The 3,505-nt window shown below is 49.6% G+C and carries 4 protein-coding genes and 1 pseudogene; 2 read left to right on the forward strand and 3 right to left on the reverse strand.

The window, feature by feature from the left end:
* Both erm and DWY95_RS16665 read left to right on the forward strand, forming a co-directional pair.
* Positions 1-624: 23S ribosomal RNA methyltransferase Erm (gene erm / locus DWY95_RS16655; protein WP_118554331.1), on the forward strand; the 624-nt coding region annotated here is incomplete at its 5' end.
* Positions 625-793: 169 nt separating this feature from the next.
* Positions 794-976 (forward strand): annotated as a pseudogene (locus DWY95_RS16665) (topoisomerase DNA-binding C4 zinc finger domain-containing protein); the annotation flags it as partial.
* A 70-nt stretch (positions 977-1,046) separates the two neighbouring features.
* On the opposite strand, the gene DWY95_RS16670 reads toward DWY95_RS16665, so the two are convergent.
* The 3 genes from DWY95_RS16670 to DWY95_RS16680 all read right to left on the reverse strand — a co-directional run bounded on the left by DWY95_RS16670 (position 1,047) and on the right by DWY95_RS16680 (position 3,409).
* Positions 1,047-2,645, reverse strand: coding sequence for an IS66 family transposase (locus tag DWY95_RS16670; RefSeq protein WP_165852602.1), 1,599 nt, complete (start codon positions 2,643-2,645; stop codon positions 1,047-1,049).
* Positions 2,646-2,714: 69 nt separating this feature from the next.
* Complete coding sequence (tnpB, locus tag DWY95_RS16675; RefSeq protein ID WP_117472324.1) at positions 2,715-3,071, reverse strand: IS66 family insertion sequence element accessory protein TnpB; 357 nt, start codon at positions 3,069-3,071, stop codon at positions 2,715-2,717.
* Complete coding sequence (locus DWY95_RS16680) at positions 3,065-3,409, reverse strand: hypothetical protein (RefSeq protein ID WP_117472322.1); 345 nt, start codon at positions 3,407-3,409, stop codon at positions 3,065-3,067. Before DWY95_RS16680 ends, tnpB begins: the two co-directional genes overlap by 7 nt.
* Positions 3,410-3,505 lie beyond the last annotated feature (96 nt).

The following is a 3,505-nucleotide window of genomic DNA, read 5'->3' on the forward strand; positions in this document are numbered from 1 at the left end:
GGTAAAGGGCATTTAACGACGAAACTGGCTAAAATAAGTAAACAGGTAACGTCTATTGAATTAGACAGTCATCTATTCAACTTATCGTCAGAAAAATTAAAACTGAATACTCGTGTCACTTTAATTCACCAAGATATTCTACAGTTTCAATTCCCTAACAAACAGAGGTATAAAATTGTTGGGAATATTCCTTACCATTTAAGCACACAAATTATTAAAAAAGTGGTTTTTGAAAGCCGTGCGTCTGACATCTATCTGATTGTTGAAGAAGGATTCTACAAGCGTACCTTGGATATTCACCGAACACTAGGGTTGCTCTTGCACACTCAAGTCTCGATTCAGCAATTGCTTAAGCTGCCAGCGGAATGCTTTCATCCTAAACCAAAAGTAAACAGTGTCTTAATAAAACTTACCCGCCATACCACAGATGTTCCAGATAAATATTGGAAGCTATATACGTACTTTGTTTCAAAATGGGTCAATCGAGAATATCGTCAACTGTTTACTAAAAATCAGTTTCATCAAGCAATGAAACACGCCAAAGTAAACAATTTAAGTACCATTACTTATGAGCAAGTATTGTCTATTTTTAATAGTTATCTATTATTTAACGGGAGGAAATAATTCTATGAGTCGCTTTTTTAAATTTGGAAAGTTACACGTTACTAAAGGGAATGGAGATAAATTATTAGATATACTACTGACAGCTTCCAAGAAGCTAAAGAGGTCCCTAGCGCCTACGGGGAATTTGTATCGATAAGGGGTACAAATTCCCACTAAGCGCTCGGGACCCCTTGTAGGAAAATGTCCTAAGTGTGGCAACAATATTGTATTAAAAAAATCGTTTTATGGTTGTTCAAATTATCCTGAATGTAAGTTTACTTTAGCTGAACATTTTAGAAAGAAAAAACTAACCAAAACGAATGTAAAAGAATTACTGGAGGGAAAAGAAACCCTGGTAAAAGGAATCAAAAACGTAACCGTCAAATCTCCCGGCGCATAAAAAAGCATCTCTGGCTTAGCAACCGCAGCTGGGCCAGAGATGTTCATTCTTTTGGTATTCTGCATTCCTGGGGTGCACTGGCAGGCAAGAGTTGTTCGGCCCAAGCCTCGTCCATCTGGCTCATAGCGGGAGCATTCCGCAGAACCCAGAGCAAGTAACGGTACGGATCTAATCCGTTTTCTTTCGCTGTCTCAATCAGGCTGTAGATCACACTGCTGGACTGTGCGCCGCCCGGTGTATTGGCAAACAGCCAATTCTTGCGGCCCATAACAAAAGGCTTTATGCTGCGTTCAGCACGGTTGTTGCTCAGTTCCAGCCGCCCATCCTCCAGATAACGGATCAGGTATGGCCACTGCTCCAGCAGATAGTGCAGCGCCCTACCCAGAGCGGACTTTGGTGCCGCCTTGCCGCTGGCCGCATTTGCCCACGCCAATAGAGCGTCCAGAACCGGTTTTTCCTGTTCCAGCCGCTTAGCATGTCGTTCTTCTGGTGTCAGTTCTGCGAAAGACTTTTCCAACTGGAACAGCCTTGAGCAGTAGCACTCGCCGGCCGCTGCCAGAGAATCTTTTCGCTTTTCCTGCAGTAGCGTCTGCAGCGCCTCATCAAATTTTCGCCGCGCGTGGGCCCAGCAGCCAACCACCCGGATATTCTCCGGCAGCCTGTGGTAACCATGGTATCCATCCGCATGGAGCCAGCCGGAGAAGCCCTTTAAGAACTCCTCCGCGTGCTCTGCCTTCCGGTTCGGCTGGTATTCATACAGGACAATCGGATGCTCCGTACAGCCGCTGGTCCTGTACAGCCACATGTAGGACTTGCTGGTCGCCGCCTTCCCGGGTTCTTTCAGTACCTGCAGCGTCGTCTCATCGCCATGGAGAACTTTCTCCCTGCAGAGCTGCCGGTGCAGCACCTCGTAGATGGGCTGCAGCCAGGTATCAGAGACATTCAGCAGCCAGTTGGACATGGTCTGCCGGGAGAGCTTCAATCCCTGGCGGTGAAACTCCTGCTCCAGCCGGTACAGCGGGGAATACATCACAAACTTCTGTACCGCAATATGCGCTACCGCCTCCGCGGAAGCATAGCTGCCGGGCAGCAGCGCAGGCTCCTTCGGTGTTTTCAGGATGTTGGCCTCGCCGCTGTCCTGCTCGCACTTCCTGCAGGCGTAGGTATAGTAGACATCCTCTCGAATCCAGAACCGGGCAGGCTCCATTTGCAGGCTCCGGCGGACCTCTTTGCCGATCTCCTCCATTTTGCTGCCGCAGGCGGAGCAGATCAGCTCTTCTTCGCTCAGACGGTGCTCCACCACTTCAGTGGGTGTGCCCTCCGGAACGATCTCGGTCACGCTGCCGGACTGCTTCTTGCGCGCATGGGCTTTCACGGCAACCTGCTCCGGCGTAGCGGATTTGGTGCCATAGGCGTAGGCTTCAAGCTCATTGAAGCTTAGCGAAAGCTGATCCATCAGGCCCTCCTGCAACTTCTCGGAGGAGGAGCCGAATTGCCGCTTTTTCGCAAGACCCAACTGCTCCAGAAGCCATTGGTTCTGGAGCTTGAGTTCAGTGAGCTGAGTTTGCTGAGATTCATATTCCGCGCGTGAAATGGTCACCATTTCAGCGTTACTTGTGGCAATTCTCTTCTCGTTTTCCATGTGAAAATTATACCACAAAAAGTGTCAAAAAGCCAGTGTTTTCGATGCTTTTCGGAAATTTAATCTGCCTTATATTATGCTCAGCCCAGATACTGGGCGGTGGGCTTTTGGCTGCTCGATCTGTAAGCCTTCCATCAGCCAGCGGTACTGCTGCGGCGTTAGTGACCGTACTTCAGATTCACTTCTCGGCCACTGGTATGCACCCTGTTCCAGCCGCTTGTAGAGCAGAATAAACCCGTCCTTTTCCCAGTATAGTCCCTTGATCCGGTCTCTGCGCCGCCCACAGAACAGGAACAGCGTGTTGGTGAACGGATCCAATTCAAACTGCTGCTGCACCATCCGGGCCAAACCGTCTATGCCTTTACGCAGATCGGTATAGCCACAGGCGATATAGACCCGATCCGCTCCGGAAAAATCGTTCAGCATGGCCGCAGCGCCTCGACCAGGGCTTTCAGCAGGTCCGGACTCAGCTCTTGATAGAAGTCAATGCTGCTATTGCCGATCCGCAGCGTGGCGGAACATTCTGAAACGTTCCGATCCTGCTGTTTCGGTGCTGGTAACTCTGCAAACGCAGGTGCCCCGGGGAATTCCGGTGCCGCATCTGCGATGGACAGCACTTCCCGTTCCCAACGATAGTATGTAGATGGTGTGATTCCTCTTTGCTTGCACCACTGCCGTACCGGAAGACCGCTGCTTCTGCAATTCTGAATCGCTGCCACCCATTTCTGTTGTCGTGCCTGGTGCTTTAGCTCTGTTGATGTCATGGTGTCCTCCCTGATGTTAATAGTAGTGGAACGTCGCGAAACGTTCCACTACTATTATCCCATGGGTGTCCATCCGCCGGGAGATTTGACGGTTAC

Source organism: Faecalibacterium sp. AF28-13AC, assembly GCF_003478405.1.
GTDB classification, from domain to species: domain Bacteria; phylum Bacillota; class Clostridia; order Oscillospirales; family Ruminococcaceae; genus Faecalibacterium; species Faecalibacterium prausnitzii_E.

Bases quoted from the DNA above. Each gene is read 5' to 3' on its own strand.
- DWY95_RS16680 (WP_117472322.1), bottom strand. From the start codon at position 3,409: ATGACATCAACAGAGCTAAAGCACCAGGCACGACAACAGAAATGGGTG.
- tnpB (WP_117472324.1), bottom strand. From the start codon at position 3,071: ATGCTGAACGATTTTTCCGGAGCGGATCGGGTCTATATCGCCTGTGGC.
- DWY95_RS16670 (WP_165852602.1), bottom strand. From the start codon at position 2,645: ATGGAAAACGAGAAGAGAATTGCCACAAGTAACGCTGAAATGGTGACC.